An 18,381-nucleotide genomic window follows, 5' to 3' on the forward strand; every position below is an offset into this window, starting at 1 on the left:
TCAACACCCAAGCAGGGGGAAGCGGATGAAATGGTTCTGTCTCATCGTGGCCGCGCTCGTGTCGATTCCAGTCCACGCCAGCGCCAGGGAGGCCATTGAAATCAAGCTCACGTCCAAGGCGACGAAGTTCCCCTCGGACGCGCCCGTGGACCTCGTGGTCACGTTCACGAATGTGTCCGGCAGCCCGGTGCGGCTCCTCGGCTACCACACGCCCGTCCTCGAGGGCATCGAAGCGGACATCCTCACCGTGTCGCTGGGCGACAAGCCCGTCGAGTACATGGGCCGGCTCTACAAGCGCGCGGCGCCCACGGATCGCGACTACCTGACGCTCAAGCCGGGAGAGAGCATCTCCGGCGTCGCGTCGCTCTGGGACAACTACGACCTGGCCGTCTCCGGGACCTACTCCATCCAATACAAGACGGAGATCTTCAGCCCCCAGTCCGACAAGGAGTTCGCCGTCTCCAACGTCATCACCCTGGACATCGAGGGCCGGGAGCCGCGTCCCAATCCGGACGACCTGGAAGACGAGACCAAGATCGTCAGCGGCAACAACGAGAAGTTCAAGGGGTGCAGCGACTCGCAGAAGAGCGCCATCATCGCCGCCCGGGAGCACGCGTTGAACTACGCGGATGATGCCTATGACTATCTGGTGGCCGGGAACGTCACCTCCCGCTACACGACGTGGTTCGGCGCCTATGACAGCTCACGCTATGGCACCGTCCGGGAAAACTTCCGGGAGATCCGGGACGCCGTCGACAACGAAGACATCAAGTTCTTCTGCAACTGCAACAAGAGTGCGTATGCCTATGTGATTCCCTGGGAGAACTTCAAGGTCCACCTCTGCAAGGCCTTCTGGCCCGCGCCGATGACCGGAAACGACTCCAAGGCAGGGACGTTGATTCACGAGATCAGCCACTTCTGGCGGACCGCCAGCACCCGCGACATCGAGTACGGCCACAGCGCGGCGCAGAACCTCGCGGTGACGAAGCCGAACAAGGCCATCAAGAACGCGGACTCGCACGAGTACTTCGCCGAGGCCACGCCCTACAGCCCCTACAACCCCTGCGCGCCGACCGTCACGTCGCACACGGGCGCGCCCATCACCGCGGGATGGGATGGCGCGAACTGCCACGTCATGAACGTCCCCGCCGGCCTGACGTCGTTCGTCCACAACAACGCGTACTACGTCAACGCTCTGCCCGGCACGTCGTGTCCGGCGCCTTCCGGGTGGGACACCGCGAACTGCTACATCCTCCCCTACCCCTCCTGGAGCACCAGCTACTTCGTCTGGTCCGGGAACCTCTACCTGACGCCCGGCCCTGGCAATGCGTGCCCGCCGCCCTCGTCGTTCGACGGGGCCAACTGCTACGTCATGCCGCTGCCGTGGGGTTCGACGCCCTTCAAGCACGCGAACAACCTCTACATCACGCCGCCGCCCAGCTGCCCCATCGGAGGCTATGACGGCGCGCACTGCCTGGTGGGCACGGCTCCCGCCAGCCGGACCGCGTTCATCTGGGGTTCGTCGTTCTATTACAGCCACTGAGGACGGACGGACAGCGTGTCATGACGGCTTGTCATTGCCGGCGCCGCGTTCCCTGACACGCAGTCCGGGTTCCCTCGGGACGCCAGCCGTGCTCCCTCTGGAGGGGCCGCTGGCCCCGGGCTTGCTCAAGGCCTCCCTGTTCCAACCAGGGAGGCTTTCGAGTGAACCGTGAGCTGCAGCGGCCCGTCCAGGGCCTGTTCGTCCTGCTTGTCTTTGCGTGTGCCCTGACGGCCGCGCTGATCGTGAATCAGGTAGCCGGTGCCTTCGTGATGCCAGGCATCCCGGCCACCGGGGCCGAGGCTCCGGCACTCGCGAACGCCCCACCCGCGACGGCGCTGGATGGGACGCGGCTGGCCCAGCTGACCGGGCTCTCGTCCGCTCCCGGAGGGGTGGCGACACCCGAGCCACCGCCGGACCTCCGCCGGAGCACGTTGGGTATCCGGCTGCTGGGCACACTGGTGGCTCAGGATCCGCATTGGTCCATGGCCTCCGTCCATGAGCTTCCGGCCGGCAGTGCGCGCAGCCTGATGCTCAGCGACACCATCCAGGGTGCCCGCGTCTTCGCCATCGAGCGGGAGCGCATCCTGCTGCTCGTGGATGGACGGCTCGAATACGTCGACGGCGCCGGGACCGGGGCGCCCGCCTTGGTGAACGTCCAACAAGGAGGTTCCGGCCTGGGCCGAGGCATCCGCGAGACGGGGCCCGACTCCCGAATCGTCCCCCGCGAGGACGTTACCGAAGCGCTCACGCATCTCAACGACCTGTCGATGCAGGCGCGCGTGGTCCCCGCCTTCAAGGACGGCCGCCCCGTGGGCTTCAAGCTCTTCTCCATCCGTGAGGACTCGTTCTACTCACGGTTGGGGCTGCGCAATGGGGACGTGCTCCAGCGCATCAACGGCCTGGACCTGGACAGCCCGGACAAGGCGCTGGAGGCCTTCACGAAGCTGCGCGACGCCCGGCGCATCGAGCTTCAAATCGAGCGCGGCGGCGCTCCGGTCCGGAAGATCTTCGACGTCCAGTAGGCCCCTTACGCCTGCGCCGCCGCCAGCTTCTCCTGCGCGGCCTCCCAGCGGGCATAGAGGTCCTCCAGCTCCTCCTTGCCCGTGCGGTGCGCGTCCATCAGCGGCTTCGCGCGGGCGAAGTCGTTGTAGAGCACCGGGTCCGCCAGCTGCGTCTCGCGGTCCTTCTGCTCGGCCTCCACCTTCGCGATGCGCTCCTCCAGCTTCGCGATCTCCTTCTTGATGGGGCCCTCCACCACGGAGCGCCGCTGGCGCGCCTCCGCCTCCAGGCGCTTGCGCTCCTTCTCCGACACCGGACCGGTGGCCGCCGCGCCCTTCCCGCTCGACGCGCCCGTGTCCGCGCCCTCCGCCGCCAGGCGCTGCTGCTCCTGGTGGTAGAGGTATTCGTCCAGGTTGCCCGGGTGCGATGTTAGCTTGCCGTCCGCGACCTCCCAGACGTGCGTGCACAGGTTGTTGATGAAGCTGCGGTTGTGGCTCACGAACAGGAGCGTGCCGCCGTACAGCTTCAGCGCCTCAATCAGCATCTCCGACGAGTCCAGGTCCAGGTGGTTCGTCGGCTCGTCCATCAGGAGGAAGTTGGACGGAATCAGCAGCAGCTTCGCCAGCGCCACGCGCGCGCGCTCGCCACCGCTGAGCACGCCAATGGGCTTGTCCACGTCATCGCCGCTGAAGAGGAACGCGCCCAGCACGCCGCGCACGTAGCTCTCCGGCTTGTCCGCGGCCAGGGGGCGCACCTCTTCGATGATGGTGTTGTGGCGGTCCAGCTTGTCCGCGTGGTGCTGCGCGTAATAGCCCACCACCACGTTGTGCCCCAGCGTCACCTTGCCGGTGTCCGGCGCCAGCTCCCCCGCCACCATCTTGAGCAGCGTCGTCTTGCCCGCGCCGTTCGCGCCCACCACGGCGATGCGCTGGCCCCGCTCCAGCCGCGCGTCCAGCCCGTTGTAGACGGTCAGCGCGCCGTAGCGCTTGGTGATGCCCTCCATCAGCACCACGTCCCGGCCAGAGCGCTCCACTTCCGGGAAGCGGAACTTCATCGTCTGGCGCTCTTCCAGGACCTGGACCTTCTCCAGCTTGGCCAGCATCTTCGCGCGGCTCTGCGCCTGCTTCGCCTTGGTGGCCTTCGCGCCGAACCGGTCGATGAAGCCCTGCAGCTCCGCGCGGCGCTGCTCCACCTTCTCCGCGCGCGCCTGCAGGAGAACCATCTCCTCCGCGCGCTGGCGCTTGTAGTCCTCGTAGTTGCCGGCGTACTCGCGCACGCCCTCCATCTCCAGCGACACCACCCGGTTGATCTGCCGGTTGAGGAAGTCGCGGTCGTGGGAGATGAGCACCATCGCCTTGTTGGAGCGGCGCAGGAACCCGTCGAACCACGCGAGCGTGGGCACGTCCAGGTGGTTCGTGGGCTCGTCCAACAGCAGCAGGTCCGGGTCCTGGAGCAGCAGGCCCGCGAGCGCCGCGCGCATGCGCCAGCCGCCGGACAGCGCCTGGGTGGGCTTGGACAGGTCCGCGTCCTTGAAGCCCAGGCCCTTGAGGATGCGCTCGGCGTGGTGGCGGCCGTAGCGGTTCTCGAAGTCGTCCAGCTCCGCGTGGAGGTCCGCCAGCGTCTGGGCCAGCTCCAGTTGCTCCTCCTCGTCCGTGCTGGCGGCCAGGGCGGCTTCCGTGTCCTTCAGCCGGGATTCCAGCGCGTCCCGGCCGGGGACGGTGCTCATGACCGCCTCCACGACGGTGCCCTCCGGCAGGCCGGCGATCTCCTGGGGGAGGTAGCCCGCCCGGGCCCGGCGGCTGTACTGGACGGTGCCCCCGTCCGGCTGGCTCACCCCGGCGATGATCTTCATCAGGGACGACTTGCCCGTCCCGTTGGCCCCCACCAGGCCCACCCGGTCCCTGGGACCGAGGGTGAAATTGTCCTCGTCGAAGAGGACCTTCTTTCCGTAGGCGAGGCTGATGTCCTGGGCGATGACGAGGCTCATGGCGGAGGGGGGAGATAACAGCCGGGGAGCCCCACGGGAACGGTTCTGATGCCTGCCTGACTGCCCAGGGAGCACATCTCCCCGGTTGGGTGGAAGGCGGGGCTTGCCTATACTCCCGGCACCCATGGCCGCCCCCTGCCCCCACTGCGGTAGTACCGAAGGTCAAGACCACCTGTGCGCGGCGCAGAGCCTCCAGCTCCTGGGCCAGGTGCTGGACGGCCGCTACAAGATTGAGAGCGTCCTGGGCCAGGGCGGCATGGGCATGGTGTTCCGGGCGACGCAGACGTCCGTGCAACGCCCGGTGGCGGTGAAGACGCTCAACCCGTCGCTGGCCGCGGCGCCCCAGTTCTTCGAGCGCTTCCGGCGCGAGGCGGAGATCGCCAGCCGGCTGCGCCACCCGAACGTCATCACCATCTTCGACTTCGGCCGGGCGGCGGACGGCACCTGCTACTACGTGATGGAGCTCCTCAAGGGGGAGAGCCTCAAGGAGCTGGTGAAGCGCGAAGGGCCCATGACGCTGCGCCGCGCGGTGAACCTGCTGGAGCAGGCCACGCTGGGGCTGGCACACGCGCATGAAGAGGGTTGCGTCCACCGCGACCTGAAGCCGCACAACATCATGGTCCAGGCGCTCGACGGGAAGGACTTCGTCAAGGTGCTGGACTTCGGTCTGGTGAAGGCGCTGGAGCAGGACGAGGAGGAGCAGCTGACCTCCACGGGCCAGGTGCTGGGCACCCCGCAGTACATGCCGCCCGAGCAGGCCGGCGGCGAGTCCGTGGACCAGCGCTCCGACCTCTACTCGATGGCGGGCGTGCTCTACTTCTGCCTCACGGGCAGCTCGCCCTATGGCGCCAACACGGTGCGCAAGGCGCTCACGGCGTCGCTGACGCAGCCCGTGCCCCCGGTGAACAGCAAGCGCCAGGGCGCGCCGGTGCCGCCGGAGCTGGACGCCTTCTTCGCCAAGGCGCTCGCGCCGGAGAAGGAGGACCGGTACCAGAACGCGCAGGAGTTCATCGACGCGCTGCTGGACGCGGTGGAGGGCCTGTCCGCCGACGAGCTGGGCGCGCACCCCACGGGTGGCGTCCCCGGCGCGGAGCGTGGCACGGGCAGCCGCAGCCGCGCGGGTTCGGGAAGCCGCGCGGGTTCGGGCAGCCGGCTGGGCTCTGGGAGCCGCGCGGGCCGTGCGCCGGCCACGGGCAGGACAGGTTCGCGCGTGGGCATGGCCCCGCCACGGGGGACCACGCCGGCGGGAGCACAGGCGCCCGCGCCGCGTGGGACGTCCAACGCGAACAGCCCGGCGCCGGTGGCCGCGAGCCGGTCCCGCCCCCCTGCCCCCCGCGCCGTGGAGCCGGAGTCGGAGCTTCCGCCGCCGCCCAAGGGCATGTCCGGGGGCGTGAAGGCGGCCATCATCGGAGTGCCGCTGCTGCTGATTGGCGCGGGCGTGGCGTTCGTGATGGCGAAGGGCGAAGGCGAGATGGCTCCGGTCTCAGGCCCCGTGGCGGTGATGCAGCCGAGGGTGCCCGTGGAGGCACCGCCCACGCGAGTGCAGGAGCCCCCGGCGACGCCTCCTCCGGCGGCGCTGCCGCAGGACGTGACGGTGGAGTTCACCTCCACGCCGTCCGGCGCGGCCATCTTCGACGGGGAGGCGCAGATTGGCACCACGCCCACGAAGCTGATGCTCCCGCGAGAGAAGGCTTCCGTGCTGCGCTTCAAGCTCGCGGGGCACCAGGACCAGGAGAAGCGGCTGGACTACAGCCGGCTCGCGGACACGGCGGAGCAGCACGTGAGCGTGCGCCTGGATCCGGTGCGCGCCGCGCCGCCGCCCCGGCCCACCAAGCCCGCGAAGACCGGTGGCAGCGACCCGGGCATCGGCGTGTTCGAGTAGGCCGCCAGCTCCACGGATTGTCACCAGGCCCCGGGCACCCTCAGGTGCTCCGGGGCCTTCTTCTTTGGACGTGCTACTGGCAGAGCAACAGGCTGCCCACGTACGCGGCGCGACCGGAGCAGCAGGGGAGACCGTTGGGCTGATAATTGGTCTTCCGGCACTGGTAGGCGGCGTAGTGCGGACAGGTGAAGCTCCGGTTGTCCTTCTGGCAATAGTACGAATCCCGGGTGCTGGTCTGGCGATACCCGGTGCAGGTGGAGCCGGTGCCGCAATCCATCACGCGCGACGGGTCCAGACATGCGCACGCATTGTACGTGACGGACTGCTCGACCTGACCTGTCGCGTCGGCGCTCTCGCTCGCGGTCGTGTCCTGCGTGAGAAGTGCATCGTCACCCGGCTCGAGGCCGGGGCCACATCCGAAGAGCGTGAGGACGGTCAGGACGACTGCGATTCGCTGGAGCATGGGGCTTGCCTTTCAGGTTGGACGTCTTCTGGCGAGATGCCGGGGTTTTCATATTAGAATTTGAAGTCCACTCGAAGGACCCCCTGGGGTTTCCCATGAAGCTCTCACTCGCGGCGATGGTGACGTGGTTCGGCCTTTCCCTCATCGGGTGCGGAGGCCCGGCCCTGGACGACACGATGGCCCCCGAGGCCGAAGCTCGGACGGTGTCCGAGTCGGGCACCTGTACGGCGGGACTGCCTTCGTGCAGCCTGTATGTGAACCTGCGGTGCACGACCCCGGGCGCGACGAAGGAGTGCTGCAACACCACGAGCCAGACGACGAACTCGCTGATCTGCTCGGGCTCGGCGAGCTCGGGTTACCGCTGGCTCAATTACTAGCCCTTCTTTGACCGCACGGCCTGCGCCAGCGTGCGCGCGAAGGGCAGGCCGTGCGCGTGCAACCACTGGCGCGTCGCGTCCCGCAGTCCGGCCTGGTCGAGCAGCTCTCCCACCGTGTGCCGCGACAGCTCCTCCACGACGGCGTGGAGCTCGGCCTTCAGTCCCTCGCGCACCTCGGGGCGCGCGAGGTTGTGCGCGATCACCTGGGGCAGCAGGCCGTCGATCTGCTCGTGGGGCACCTGGCCCAGCGCCTGCGCGGCCTCGGCCTCCGTCTTCTCCAGGGTGGTCAGGAAGATCTTCTGGCGCCGTGCCCCCAGGGCCCGGGCGGTGTCCTCGCTGGCGAGCCGCTCGGCGATCCGCCGCTGCACCAGGGCCATGGAGCCGTCGATGACCTCGCGCACGCGGTCCTGCAAGCTGCCGCCCAGCCCGCCCAGGATGCCCTTGCCCGCGGACGCGGCCGCTCGCGCGCCCCAGCTCAGCGCATCCCGCAACCCGCCGCCTCCGCCCACCCCGGGAGCGCCCGCGATGACCTTGCTCACCAGGGACGACAGGGTCTCCTGGAGCGTGGTTCGCACGGTCTCCCGCACCTGCTCGGACGCCACCATCTCGTCGATGGCCTTGCGCGGCAGGTGCACCGGCTTGCCCAGCAGCGTCGTCAGGGACGCGGCGACCTCGGCGGGGAGCCACGCGCCCAGCTTGATGTGGCTCCCCGCCCCGCGCGCGAGCAGGCGCGTTCGCAGGGGGACGCCCAGCCGGGCATGCCAGCCCGTCACCCGCTCGGGCGTCAGGGCCAGGTCGACCGCGGCGAGGACCCGGTCGGGGTCCACCCAGTCCGAGACCCGGGTGGCACAGAGCGTGTCAAAGGCGGTGTCCAGCTGTTCCAGGAGCGAGGCGTCGTCGAGTTTGGACATCGGAGCGTTCCTACTACGGAACGGCGCCGGACCACGCGGCGGTCCTCCGCGCGCCGCGGGCTAGAAGTTGGCCTGGTGGCAGAGGAAGTTGCCGTTCGTGAAGTAGAAGGCGCTTGAAATGGTGATGCTCTCCGGCACGGCGCAGAGACTCACGACGAGCTCCGCACGCTCCCGGTTGTCGCCGGACACGGTGTAGCTGTTCCCCGGGAACACGTGCGAAAGGCCATCCCGGGTCGACCCCTCCACCATCACCCGGAAGAAGCCGCTCAGCTCCGACTTGAGCATCGGGAAGGGCCTGCTGGAATACGCGGAGAGGGCAATGTCCATGCGCTTGGGGGTCGCGCTCCCACAGGCTGCCGGGTCGGTGCTGACGCTCACCCGGCGAGCGTCGTAGAGGATGGGGCCGGTGGTGCCCAGCTGGTCCTTGTTCGGGAAGTTCTGGTAGTTGGCGCACGTGGGGTCAACGAGCGGCACGCAGATGCCGGTGGTGCAGTAGTGCGTGCCGTAGTCGCAGTTCGACTGTCCCTCGCCCGTACAGGGGACTCCGGAGTCACCGCGCACCTTGCAATGCCCCGACGCGGTATCGCAGCGCTGCCCTTCGGCGCACTCCGTGTCCGCCGTGCACTTCGGCGTGCAGACGGCATCCTGGATGGAGCACACGAGGTCGAAGGTGCTCCGCCCCTCGTTGCACAGGACATCCGTGGCGCACTTGCAGATCTGCCGCGAATCGGTGGCACTGAGCGCGTCGCACATCTTCGCCGAGTCCGGACAGTCCGCGGCGCTCATGCAGGTCTGGACACAGACCTTCGCCGTGGGATGGCAGATTTCCGAGGCAAGGCAGTCCGCGTCCTCCGTGCACCGCCCCGCGTCAACCCCCGCGTCGGCGCCCGCATCGAGCCCCCCGTCCGTGCCCGCGTCGATACCCGCATCGAGGCCTGCATCGATCCCCGCGTCGAGGCCTCCATCAGTAGAGCCCGCATCCACGACGACGTCCCCGCCGCCATCCACATCACTGTCGCCTTCACGGGTGGAGCAGCCCCCCATCACCACGCTGATCACGACGAACACCCAGAACCTCATGCCGCTTCTTCCCCCTGAATGGTGCGCCTGGCGACCGTAGCCCAGCATGACAAGCCCGGTCCGTCCGGGATAGGGTCCAGGCGAGCTGTCGGGCCGGCGAACCGCGAGTCATCCATGAGCGATTTCCCCTCGAAGCCCGATGCGTCGTCCCCTTCCCTGCCCACCCCTCCGGAGCGTCGCCGGGGCCGCGTGCTGCTGGCCGCCACCGCCGCGAGCGCGGCCTTCACGATGGTCGCGTGCGGCATCGGCATGACGACCAACCCCGGGCCGTGTGTCTATGACGGTGGACTGACTGACTGGGATTGCGACCCGTCCAATGGCACCGACAAGTTCCCGATAGACGCGGGCACCGACGCGGGGACGGACGCAGGCGTCATCCCGCAGCCTTGAGGCAACGTGCCCGGCATGACCACCGATACGCTCTTCGAGCTGGACCTGACGGACGGCCCCGCGCTGACGCTGCATGAGCGGGCGTCGGGCCACGTGGCGGAACGCTATCCGTGGGATTCGCTGGAGCCGTCGCGCTACCCGGCGGCGCTGCTGGAGCGGGCGCGGTACTCGTGGACGTTGCGGGCGCTCAACGAGTTTGGCAGCGCGACGGTGATGGGCCAGCTGGTCCAGGTGATGGGTGAGGCGCGCGTGCCCCTGGACCTGTGGAGCCTGGCGGCTCGCTTCCCCGCGGAGGAGATCCACCACGTGGAGCTCTGCGCGCGGATGGCCATGCGGCTGGGGGGCGGCACCCGGCTGTCCTATGCACCCGGGGCGTTCGCCGCGACCTTCGACCCGTCGCTCACCTGGCTCCAGCGGGCCAGTGAGCTCATCGTGCGCGTGTGCTGCGTGGGAGAGACGCTCTCCTTCGCGCTCCTGTCCGGCTGCCTCCGGGCGACGTCCCACCCGCTGACGCGCGCGGTGCTGACGACGCTGGTCCAGGAGGAGGCCCTGCACGGACGGCTGGGCTACCTGTACCTGGACTGGCTGGCCCCGGATCTGGACGCCGCGGAGAAGGACCGGCTGGGGCGCGTGGCGCGCGAGGCCCTGGATGCGCAGGCGCCCTTCTGGGAGAAGCTTCGCAGCACCACCAAGGACGGCGTCACGAGCGAGGGCTTCCTGCTGGAGCACGTGACGGAGCTGGGATGGATGGAGTCCCAGGACTACATCACGGTGAGCCAGGAGACCGCGGAGACGCAGGTGCGAGCGCCGCTCTTGCGCCACGGCATCCGTGTTCCTTGAAGGGTTTTCCATTCGCTGAGGAGCTTTCATGCATGCCACGCTTCGTTTCACGGTGGTCGGCCTCGTCGGACTCATGACGGCACTTCCGGCGCGGGCCGCCCCACCGCCGGCCGTCCGCATCCAGCCGGCTCGCATCGACGCGGTGTTCAAGGACTACAGCGGCCCTTCCACCCCGGGCTGCGCGCTCGGCATCTACCAGGACGGGCGGATCCTCTACTCCAAGGGCTACGGCGTGGCGGACCTGAACCAGGGCACGCCCATCACCCCCACGACGCTGTTCGACGTCGGCTCGGTGTCCAAGCAGTTCACCGCCGCGAGCGTCGTGCTGCTGGCGCAGGAGGGAAAGCTCGCGCTGACGGATGACATCCGGAAGTACCTGCCGGAGCTCCCGGACTACGGGACGCCCATCACCGTCGACCACCTGCTCCACCATACGAGCGGGCTGCGCGACTACACGGACCTGCTTTTCCTTCAGGGCCACTACTACGAGGACGTCACGGACGACGACGAGGCCCTGGCTGTCATTGCCCGCCAGCGCGCGCTGCGGTTCAAGCCCGGGACGCGCTTTGAATACAGCAACAGTGGCTACTTCCTCGCGTCGCTCATCGTGAAGCGCGTCACGGGCAAGAGCCTGGCCGTGTTCGCGAAGGAGCGGCTCTTCCAGCCGCTGGGCATGGCACGGAGCCATCTGCGCGAGGACCACACCGCCGTCGTTCCCGGCCGCGCCACGGCCTATGCGCCCGCGGGCAACAAGGAGTACCGGCTGGACATGTCCAACTGGAACCAGCTCGGCGACGGACAGGTCCAGACCAGCGTCACCGAGCTGGTGAAATGGGAGGAGAACTTCTCCAGTGCCAAGGTAGGCGGACGCGCCCTCGTCGACGGGCTCCTGGAGCGAGGGACCCTGAGCTCGGGAGACAGGACGGGCTACGGCCGGGGCCTGTTCCTGGACACCTATCGCGGAGCGCAGCGCGTCCAGCACAGCGGAGCCTGGGGAGGCTATCGCGCCATGTTGATGCGCTTCCCCGTGCAACACGTCTCCATTGCCATCCTCTGCAACCGGGCGGACACCAGACCGGATCTCGCCGAGCGCGTGGCCGACCTGGTCCTGGGCAATGCCTTCCAGGCCACGGAGCAGGAAACGAAGGCCGCTGCGACTCGCGCGCCGGAGCCCGCGAGCGGGGACTTCGCCCGGTACGCCGGGACCTACTACGACGACGCCGCCCACCGCGTGCTGAACGTCCGCGTCCAGGACGGCAAGCTGGAGCTCGCGATGCCGGGACGTTCGCTCCCCCTCCGGCCGGCGGGCGCCGACCGCTTCGAGGTGGAGGGGGCGCCATTGGCGGTCGCCTTCGCGGGCGAGCAGATGACGCTCCTGCGCGGCCAGGAAATCCGGACGTCCTTCCAGCGGGTGCCGCCGGCCACTCCGCTCTCCGATGACGCCTGGAAGCAGCTGGTCGGGACGTACTTCAGCCCCGAGCTGGACACGACCTGGCGCATCGAGCTGAAGGATGGGAAGGCGGTGCTGAAGGGACGCGCCCTGGGAACGAATCCGCTGGTGGAGTCCTTCGCGGATGCGTTCAACACGCCCCACGGCCTGCTGCGCCTGACGCGCGATGGAACCCGCCAGGTAACGGGCTTCGTCTTCGGGGATGTGCGTTTCGAGCGGAAGTAGACTCCCCTCCCATGATCAAGCTCCACCAGTTCCATCCCTCCGGGAATTGCTACAAGGTCCGCCTCCTGCTCCATCAGCTCGCGATTCCGTTTGAAACGCGGGAGGTGGACCTCTCCACGGGAGAGACGCGCACGCCGGAGTTCAAGGCGATGAACCCCATTGCCCGGACGCCCACCGTGGAGCTGGAGCCCGGTGTCTTCCTCGCCGAGTCCAACGCCATCCTCTGGTACTTCGCGGAAGGGACGCCGTTCATCCCCACCGGCCGGCTGGAGCGGGCGCGGATGCTCCAGTGGATGTTCTTCGAGCAGTACAGCCACGAGCCCTACGTCGCCGTGGCCCGGGCGTGGCTGACCTTCTTCGGCATCCCCGCGGGCAAGGAGAAGGAGCTGGAGGAGCGCATCCAGAAGGGCTACGCCGCGCTCGACATCATGGAGGGTGAATTGAGCAAGCGGCCCTTCTTCGCGGGCGAGCGATACAGCCTCGCGGACATCGCGCTGTATGCGTACACGCACGTGGCGGAGGAGGGCCGGTTCGACCTCGGCCGCTACCCCGCCATCCGCGCCTGGCTGGAGCGGGTGCAGGCCCAGCCCCGCCACCTGCGCATCACCGACCGCGTCAACGCGCCGTAGGCCCCGTCAGCCCTGGCTCGAAAGTGAGTGGATGGCCTCGAAGAGGACCGCGCGGAACTCGGGGTCGCCGTCCTCGTCGCAGGCCTCGCGGTGCGCCAGCAGCACCGGGAGCAACGAGGCGTCCTCCAGCGCCTGGGCCGCCTCCACTTCCAGCGTGGTGACCCCGGGTCCCTCCAGCGCGCGCCGCAGCGGTTCGAGGACGCGCGCGTCCTTGCGCAGGGCCAGCCCCAGCAGCGCCTCTCCGCGAATCTTGACGTGGGTCTCGGAGAGCCGGTCCATCAGCGCTTCGCGCAGCTCCGGCGTGTCCACCTCCCGCGCCTGGGAGCCGAGCGTGAAGGTGGCCCACTCGCGGACGGTCTCGTCCGCGTCACGGGAGAGGTGGATCAAGGCCTGGAGCGCCTGGGCATCCCGGTGTTGTGCCAGCCCCATGACGACGCCGAACCGGACGTGGGCGTCCGGGTGCTCCTTCAGGGGAAGGAGCGCGGGCACCGCGCGCGGGTCTCCCAGGTGGCCGAGGGCGGCGGCCATCGCCTCCAGCACGGCGGCGTCCTGCTCCTTCGCGAGCGCTGGCAGGAGCGCGTCCGTGAAGCGCGCGACGCGCTCCGGTGAGCGGTGCCGGAACTCCAGCTGCGCCAGGATGTTCGCGCCGCGTCCGCGCTCCTTCGGGGATGAAGACTGGAGCCAGGCGGCGGCCCGCTGGAAGACGTCCTCGCCGCCGCGGTGGTGCAGCTGCCAGATGGCCCGCCACGCGCCCGGGTCCTCCTCGCCGCCCTGGAGCGTGCGGGCGAAGAGCTCATCGGTGGAGAGGCCGGCCTCGGGCGGGGAGTCCATTCCGGGGAGCCTAGCGTGGGCGTCGCCAGGGGCTGATGTCTCCAGACATCAGGCCCCCGACTCCAGTCATCAGGGACGGCCCCCTGCTTCGACGTAACTCCCTGGAATCAGGAAGGGCCCAGGGTCGCCAGGGCCAGGAACGAGTGGGCACACGGGGTGCAGTAGGGGTGGTCCGTCGCTGCACTCCACTTCCGAGGCCCCCCATGAAGCTGCGCTCCTCTTCGTTCTCCAAGCCCTCTTCGTTCGGCTCCAGCTCCTCCACCTCCCGCCCCCGCAGCGACAGCCTGCCGGCCAATCCCCAGACGGCGAAGCCGAAGCCGGTGGCCACGCCCGCGCAGCTGCAGGAGGGAAAGAACAACCTCAAGCCCGCCGACTACGGCGTGGTGGATCCGAAGCTCCAGGGCATCCGGACCCGCCGTGACAACGGCCAGTCCGGCGCGCAGTTCGCGGACTTCACGCAGGACGTGCGCAACTCCACCCACCGCCTCACGAGCAAGCCCGTGGGCAACCAGATGCTGAACGACATCAACGGCCGCACCCAGGCCGTGAACCCCGGCGCCACGGGCACGCTGCGCCAGCCGCTGACGGCGATGGATGTCTACTCGGGCCGCAACTCGGCGCTGCCCAACTCGCACGTGCCGCGCAACGACGGCACGCTGTCGTCCACCCGCCCGGCGTACCGCTACGACGGCCAGCCCGGCGCCGGCACGGCCAGCGACGTGAAGTACAACGAGAACGGCGGCGGCCAGCGCTTCAACAGCCTGGGCCACGAGTCGGTCCACGCGTGGCGCGCGTCCAACGGCGTCCAGGTGAGCCCCCTGGCCGCCAGCAAGCACAGCGACGCGGACGTCTTCAAGCAGTACCCGTCGCACTCGGCCAACATGAAGGAGACCGTGGACGACCGCCTCCGCCTGCGCGAGGAGTTCGAGACCATTGGCCTGCGCCCCACGCCGCACACCCGGACGAACCCCACGGAGAACGCCATCCGCGCCGAGCATGGCCTGCCGGCCCGCCAGGACTACTCGGGCCTGAAGCCCGACGGGAAGAACAGCAACGACCTGGCCTTCAAGAACTACGACGAGGGCACCGACGCCCGGAACTTCTTCCAGAAGCTGTCCGGCCAGCCCTCGCCCTTCCAGAAGATCGTCGGCGACTTGGAGAAGTGATTCACCCCGGCCGCCATGGCCTCGATGGCCTGGACCTTGTCTTGGAACGCATCCCTCCCAGGTTCGAACTGGAACCATTGGAGGGAGACCATGAGTTACGAAATTCCAAGATTGGGCTGGTTGCCGGATCCGCTGGATCCCCGCGACCTGACAGTGCGTGCACCCGAGGTGCAGCGCTCGCTGTCCGCGGTCATGCCCCGGCTGTCACCCAAGGGGGCCGTGGGGGCGGAGGCAGCGGGCGCTACGCCGGTGGGCCCGCTGCGGGTGGACCTGCGCAAGTGGTGCTCGGCGGTGGAGAACCAGGGACAGGTTGGCTCCTGCACGGCGAACGCGGTGGTGGGCCTGTATGAGTATTTCCAACGCCGGACGACGGGCGAGAACATCGAGGCTTCGCGCTTCTTCCTCTACCGGGCGACCCGGCGGCTCCTGGGCTGGGAGGGCCGGGGCGACACGGGGGCCTTCATCCGCAGCACGATCCGCGCGTTGCGCCTCTTCGGTGTGCCGCCGGAGGAATACTGGCCCTACAAGGAGAGCGACTTCGACCGCGAGCCGCAGGCCTTCCAGTACGCCTTCGCCCAGAACTTCCGGGCCATCCAGTACTTCCGCCTGGAAGAGAAGATCGGGCACCTGAAGAGTGCGCTGGATGCGGGGCTGCCGTTCGCCTTCGGCTTCACCTGCTTCAGCTCGATGTTCACGCCCGCGGTGGAGGCAAGCGGGATCATCCCCTACCCGGCACCGCAGGACGCCGTGAAGGGAGGACATGCCGTCCTCGCGGTGGGCTACAGCGACTCCCACGTGCTCTTCAAGAACAGCTGGGGCGTGGACTGGGGGATGGACGGCTACGGCCTCATTCCGTGGACCTACTTCGACCGGGAGCGCCCCCTGGCGACGGACTGCTGGGCCCTGCTGGACGCCGCCATCATTCCGCCGGCGGAGGCGGCCCCGGAGGGCTTCGAGGAGGAGAAGCCGGGCAGGCACAGGGCGCGCCCGGTTCGTGCGGAGCGGACGCGGCCGCTCATCCAGGTGGTCCGCGGGAGTGATCCCCTCGCGGAGGTCCCCCTGCGCATCACGCCGTCCGGCGTGGAGGCGGCGCATGACGGCTTGCGGATGGGGCTTCGTTCGACTCGCGAGGATGTCTCGGTGCGGCTGCGCCGCGTGAGCATCACCCCGTCCTTCGACTTCACGTTGCTGAGACAGGCGTCAGACGACCTCTACCTGGTCGGGCTCGCGTGGGACCTCTCGGCCCGGCCTCCGGCGCTCATCTCCTCGGCCGCGGAGACGATGAAGGGCGTCTTCCATGACGGAACCGGCAGGGAGATCCGCTTCGGGGATGGCGGCCTCCAGGTCTGGAAGGGAGCGCCTGTGATTGGCGCGCTCTACCTGAACCTCCTGCTCCTGGAGAGCGACAAGGGAGCGGAGGAGCTCTCCAAGGCGCTGCACGGCGTGGAGGGTCTCCTGAAGAAGAGCCGTCTGGGGACCGCCCTGGCCGGGCTGGAATCCGAGGCGGAGGCCGAGTCCCTGGTGGGGACGGAGGATGCCGCGCACCGATTGCTGGGCGAGGTGACGGCGACGCTTGGAAAGCACGGGCACGTCATCCCCTTCTTCCAGGGGGTGTTCGGTGCGGACTCCTTCCTCCAGGGGCAGACGGATGTCTACGACCAGCTCGGGGCGGTCATCGAGCTGGAGCGGATCCTCAAGGAGGAGCGCCGGAGCACCCCGAAGCCACGGCTCACGGCGCTCCAGCAATTGCAGATGACGCTCGCCGAGGAGCGCCAGCGTGGAGGCGGCAAGGTCACCGAGCCTCCCCAAGAGGAGGACCTCCCCTCGAAGACAGAGGAAGCGGCCGCTCCGAAGCGGCATCGAGGCCCCCACGCCTGACGTCAGCGCTCCATCGTGAGCGTGCGGGCGTCGTACAGGCGGATGAAGCCCTCCGCCGTGTCCGCGGAGCTGCCAAACCCTCCGCCCACCACCACGTGACGGGCGGAGGACGTATAGGCAAGGCTGCTGACCCAGGCCCCATTGCCATTCGGAGAGTCGATGTACGTGACGGACCCCCGGACCAGCTTGGACCTGTCGCCCATGTCCGCGAACCAGCCCCGGCCGTAGGTCTCGGTGCCGGGGAGCAGCTCGTGCCCGCCAAAGAGCAGCCTGGGGGCGGCGCCGGCGTTGGAGGCAAAGACGTACGTGTCGGCCACGCCCGGCCCCTCACCTGTCGGCGTCTGCGCGTTCCAAAGCACGTTCCCCTCGGGGTCCATCCACCAGGACATCACGCCTCCTGGCGGCGAGACGAGGTTGACGATGGAGATCATCTCACCCGTGTGGGCGAAGGACACCTGGACCCAGTTGACCTCCTTCGTCCACAGCACGACCCCAGCGGGGGTGAGCTTCTGGATGAAGTTCTTCACGAACACCGGGTTCGCGGGAGGGGGAGCCTCCCGGTTGAACGCGCTGCCCGCGACGTAGACGGAGCTCCCATCCGCCACGACTCCCAGGCCCGAGGAGTAGTTGAATGGCGCTTCACTGATGCTGGCGCTCCACAGCTCGACGCCCTCGCGCGACAGCGCGACGAGCTTCAGCGTCTGCGTGGCGTCACTGTTCACCTTCACACCCAGCACGTAGGTGTTACCGAGGCCGTCCGCCACCGTGCGCCCCGGGTACATGGACTCCGAGGGCGTGTACGTCCACCGGATCCGCCCGTTGCTGTCGTACTGGGACACCGGACCGTCGTAGCGCACCAGTGAGATGTACCCGTCACTGGTGACGGCCATCTTGTAATCGTTCATGGGCAACGACCAGCGCTCCTGTCCGGCGCTGTCCAGCGCCGTCACGCCCAGGGCGTCCAGGACGACGATGGAGCCATTGGCCAGCGGCGCCACCGTCACGGGTGGGCGGCTCCGCCGCACCTCCCACTGATAGAGGGGCGTCCATGCCTCCAGGGCGACGGACTTCGACGCGTCCAGGCGGAGCCGGCAGCCGTCGCGGGGCGCGCTGGCGCAGGCAGCGCCCCAGGTCGGGAATCCTTCCGGACCGGCGTACAGGGTCACCTCTGCCTTGCGCACCGCCTGCTTGCACGGCTGGGTGCAAGTGAAGGAGTCGTCCCCCGCCATGACGCGGGTGCCCGGCGGCATGGAGGACACGTCCACCCACGCGAAGCCGGTGCCCTGGAGCTCCGTCTGCTCCACCGAAGGCGCCCCGGCCACCTTGAGGCGGGCGGAGTGCGTGCCCCCCAGGCGGGGCGCGAACCTCACGCGCACCTCGCACTCCATGCCCGCGGCCAGGTACTTCTCGCAGGTGCTGGAGGCCAGGCTGAAGGAGTCGGAGCCCTCGACGGACACCGACACCGACTCCACGTTGGCGGGCGAAGCGTTGCGCACCGTGAAGAGCTGCTCGGCGGAGGACTTCCCCGCCTCCCACTCCCCGAAGTCGAACGACTTCCGGTCGATGATGAGCGCGGCAGGCACGACGGGCTCTTCAGGCTCGTCGGAGCACGCGCTGAGGAGGAGCACGAGGGACAAAGACTTTCGGACCATAGGGGCTGACTTCTAGCCAAGCCCCAGACATTGTGACAAGCCACGCCTGGCGTTTCGGGTCTGCCATTGGCCGGGGGT

The 18,381-nt window shown here is 68.8% G+C and carries 16 protein-coding genes; 10 read left to right on the forward strand and 6 right to left on the reverse strand.

Annotated features, from left to right (window positions below):
* The first annotated feature begins 25 nt into the window (after positions 1–25).
* Entirely contained in the window at positions 26–1,543 is a 1,518-nt protein-coding gene (locus D7X96_RS12600; RefSeq protein WP_121769809.1) for a M35 family metallo-endopeptidase, read from the forward strand.
* A gap of 161 nt (positions 1,544–1,704) precedes the next feature.
* Positions 1,705–2,565: a type II secretion system protein GspC gene (gene gspC, locus D7X96_RS12605; protein ID WP_121769810.1), complete on the forward strand. Its 861-nt coding sequence runs from the start codon at positions 1,705–1,707 to the stop codon at positions 2,563–2,565.
* 5 nt (positions 2,566–2,570) lie between these two features.
* Here gspC and D7X96_RS12610 read toward each other — a convergent pair whose 3' ends face one another.
* On the reverse strand, positions 2,571–4,529 hold the full coding sequence (locus D7X96_RS12610) for an ABC-F family ATP-binding cassette domain-containing protein (RefSeq protein ID WP_121725145.1): 1,959 nt from the start codon (positions 4,527–4,529) through the stop codon (positions 2,571–2,573).
* Between the two features lie 124 nt (positions 4,530–4,653).
* On the opposite strand from D7X96_RS12610, the gene D7X96_RS12615 reads away from it, so the two are divergent.
* Complete coding sequence (locus D7X96_RS12615; RefSeq protein WP_121769811.1) at positions 4,654–6,411, forward strand: serine/threonine protein kinase; 1,758 nt, start codon at positions 4,654–4,656, stop codon at positions 6,409–6,411.
* A gap of 73 nt (positions 6,412–6,484) precedes the next feature.
* Here D7X96_RS12615 and D7X96_RS12620 read toward each other — a convergent pair whose 3' ends face one another.
* On the reverse strand, positions 6,485–6,874 hold the full coding sequence (locus D7X96_RS12620) for a hypothetical protein (protein WP_121769812.1): 390 nt from the start codon (positions 6,872–6,874) through the stop codon (positions 6,485–6,487).
* 95 nt (positions 6,875–6,969) lie between these two features.
* Here D7X96_RS12620 and D7X96_RS12625 point away from each other — a divergent pair, with 95 nt between their 5' ends.
* A complete protein-coding gene (locus D7X96_RS12625; protein ID WP_147442676.1) occupies positions 6,970–7,251 on the forward strand; it encodes a hypothetical protein in 282 nt (93 codons plus the stop codon).
* Here the strand turns inward: D7X96_RS12625 and D7X96_RS12630 are convergent.
* Positions 7,248–8,162 (reverse strand): hypothetical protein, encoded by a 915-nt coding sequence (locus D7X96_RS12630; protein ID WP_121769813.1) that lies wholly within the window; start codon positions 8,160–8,162, stop codon positions 7,248–7,250. The two genes, D7X96_RS12625 and D7X96_RS12630, sit on opposite strands and share 4 nt — an antisense overlap.
* Positions 8,163–8,222: 60 nt before the next feature.
* Entirely contained in the window at positions 8,223–9,242 is a 1,020-nt protein-coding gene (locus tag D7X96_RS12635) for a hypothetical protein (RefSeq protein WP_121769814.1), read from the reverse strand.
* A gap of 114 nt (positions 9,243–9,356) precedes the next feature.
* Here D7X96_RS12635 and D7X96_RS12640 point away from each other — a divergent pair, with 114 nt between their 5' ends.
* The 4 genes from D7X96_RS12640 to D7X96_RS12655 all read left to right on the forward strand — a co-directional run bounded on the left by D7X96_RS12640 (position 9,357) and on the right by D7X96_RS12655 (position 12,776).
* Entirely contained in the window at positions 9,357–9,632 is a 276-nt protein-coding gene (locus D7X96_RS12640; RefSeq protein ID WP_120547384.1) for a hypothetical protein, read from the forward strand.
* A 15-nt stretch (positions 9,633–9,647) separates the two neighbouring features.
* Entirely contained in the window at positions 9,648–10,472 is an 825-nt protein-coding gene (locus tag D7X96_RS12645; protein ID WP_120547385.1) for a ferritin family protein, read from the forward strand.
* 73 nt (positions 10,473–10,545) lie between these two features.
* Positions 10,546–12,147, forward strand: a complete 1,602-nt coding sequence (locus D7X96_RS12650) for a serine hydrolase domain-containing protein (protein WP_158626576.1) — start codon at positions 10,546–10,548, stop codon at positions 12,145–12,147.
* An 11-nt stretch (positions 12,148–12,158) separates the two neighbouring features.
* Positions 12,159–12,776, forward strand: coding sequence for a glutathione S-transferase family protein (locus D7X96_RS12655; protein ID WP_121769816.1), 618 nt, complete (start codon positions 12,159–12,161; stop codon positions 12,774–12,776).
* Between the two features lie 6 nt (positions 12,777–12,782).
* Here D7X96_RS12655 and D7X96_RS12660 read toward each other — a convergent pair whose 3' ends face one another.
* Positions 12,783–13,607, reverse strand: a complete 825-nt coding sequence (locus D7X96_RS12660; protein ID WP_121769817.1) for a HEAT repeat domain-containing protein — start codon at positions 13,605–13,607, stop codon at positions 12,783–12,785.
* 203 nt (positions 13,608–13,810) lie between these two features.
* On the opposite strand from D7X96_RS12660, the gene D7X96_RS12665 reads away from it, so the two are divergent.
* Together D7X96_RS12665 and D7X96_RS12670 are read left to right on the forward strand one after the other, a co-directional pair.
* Entirely contained in the window at positions 13,811–14,773 is a 963-nt protein-coding gene (locus D7X96_RS12665) for a M91 family zinc metallopeptidase (RefSeq protein WP_121769818.1), read from the forward strand.
* Between the two features lie 90 nt (positions 14,774–14,863).
* The gene (locus D7X96_RS12670) at positions 14,864–16,651 is read left to right on the forward strand and encodes a C1 family peptidase (RefSeq protein WP_208647302.1); all 1,788 of its coding nucleotides are present in this window, start codon (positions 14,864–14,866) and stop codon (positions 16,649–16,651) included.
* 2 nt (positions 16,652–16,653) lie between these two features.
* Here the strand turns inward: D7X96_RS12670 and D7X96_RS12675 are convergent, their stop codons facing one another.
* Positions 16,654–18,303, reverse strand: coding sequence for a choice-of-anchor D domain-containing protein (locus D7X96_RS12675; RefSeq protein WP_121769819.1), 1,650 nt, complete (start codon positions 18,301–18,303; stop codon positions 16,654–16,656).
* Positions 18,304–18,381 lie beyond the last annotated feature (78 nt).

The sequence above is a fragment of the Corallococcus interemptor genome, assembly GCF_003668875.1.
In the GTDB taxonomy this organism is placed as follows: Bacteria; Myxococcota; Myxococcia; order Myxococcales; family Myxococcaceae; genus Corallococcus; species Corallococcus interemptor.